This window comes from Streptomyces ureilyticus (assembly GCF_011045025.1).
Lineage (GTDB): Bacteria > Actinomycetota > Actinomycetes > Streptomycetales > Streptomycetaceae > Streptomyces > Streptomyces ureilyticus.
Genome location: NZ_JAAKZX010000455.1, coordinates 1 through 1,420, shown reverse-complemented (window position 1 = coordinate 1,420; position 1,420 = coordinate 1). Strand labels below are relative to the sequence as shown.

The following is a 1,420-nucleotide window of genomic DNA, read 5'->3' as shown; positions in this document are numbered from 1 at the left end:
CCCGTGACCCCACCCCCGCCACCGGCCTCGGCCCGCTTCCCGGACACGCCACCTCCGGCGACCGTTTCCGTGCCGCGCGTCGAGGAGACGGGCGACCCGTCGGGCGCGGCGGCCCAGTGGGACCCGACCGGGCAGAACGCCGACGGTTCGTCACCCGAGGCGCGCCCGGCTTCGAGGAACCCCGAGGGTTCAGTCGTCTCGCCGCGTCCTGCGGCTGAGCCGAGGACGACTGCAAGGGGCGACGAGGGCCCGGGCGTCCCGCTGGGCGCGACGGCCGAGTGGGGTCCGACCGCGCGGAGCGCCGGTGGCCCGGCGGCCGAGCCGCGGTCGACGATGAGCCACGTCGACGGCTCAGTCGCCCCGCCGCGTCCGGCCACGGAGCCGCGTGGAGCGGCCGAGTGGCGTCCGGCCGCGCGGGGCGCTGACGGTCGGGTGGCCGCGTCGTCCTCGGCTGCGAGGAGCGGCGAGGGTTCAGTCGTGCCGCCGCGTCCCGCCGCGGAGCCGCGTGGAGTGGCTGATTGCGGTCCGGCTGCGCGAGGCGCGGACGGCTCGGTGGCCGAGTCGTCCCCGACTGCGAGGGCCGCCGAGGGTTCAGTCGTGCCGCCGCGCCGGGTCCCCGAGCCGCGTGGGGCGGCCGAGGGGCGTCCGGCTGCGCGGAACGTCGACGCTGGGCCGCGCTCCGGCACGGGCTACGCCGAGGGTTCAATTGTGCCGCCGCGTCCGGTGGTTGAGCCGGGGACGACTGTGGGGAGCGGCGAGCGCTCGGGTGCTCCGTCAGGTGTGGCGGGTGAGCGGCGTCCGGCGTCGCGGAGCGCTGACGGTTCGGTGGCCGAGCCGCGCTCGACTGCGAAGAACACCGCGGGTTCAGTCGTACCCGCGCGTCCGGCCGCCGAGCCGCGGTCGACCACGAGCTACGCCGACGGCTCAGTCGCCCCGCCGCTTCCCGCCACCGAGCCGCGGTCGACCTCCAGGGACGCCGGAGGCTCAGCCCTACCGCCGACTCCTGCCGCCGAGGCGAAGGCGACAGTCGTGCCCCAGCGGGCAGCCCCCGGGTTTCCCCAGCGGCCCTTCGCGCCGCCGCGGCCGAGTGTCCCGGCGCCGCCGGGTGTTCCGCCTCGGCGGGGGCACATGCCTGAGGAGACTCTCAGCGAGACCACGCGGCGGCTTCGGCCCATTCCCGCCGAGCCGCCCGTCGAGCCTCCGGCGAAGCCGGAGCCGACGCCCGTCGGCGTTCCCGCGGGGCGCCCCTTCGTGTCGTTCGCGCCCCCGGACACGTACGACCACGACACCGCGCGGCTGCTGCCCGTGGGGCCCCGGGTCCGGCCTCGGGTCGCGGCTGCCGCGGCCTGTGTCGTGCTCGGGCTCGGGCTCATCGGGGGTGCGGTGACCGGGAGTTGGCTGACCGGGGACGGGGCGGGGG

At 77.7% G+C, this 1,420-nt stretch carries 2 pseudogenes; one reads left to right on the top strand and one right to left on the bottom strand.

From position 1 onward, the window contains the following. Positions 1 to 377 (bottom strand): annotated as a pseudogene (locus G6048_RS49080) (hypothetical protein); the annotation flags it as partial. A gap of 751 nt (positions 378 to 1,128) precedes the next feature. On the opposite strand from G6048_RS49080, the pseudogene G6048_RS48085 reads away from it, so the two are divergent. Then, a pseudogene (locus G6048_RS48085) lies at positions 1,129 to 1,420 on the top strand (hypothetical protein); the annotation flags it as partial.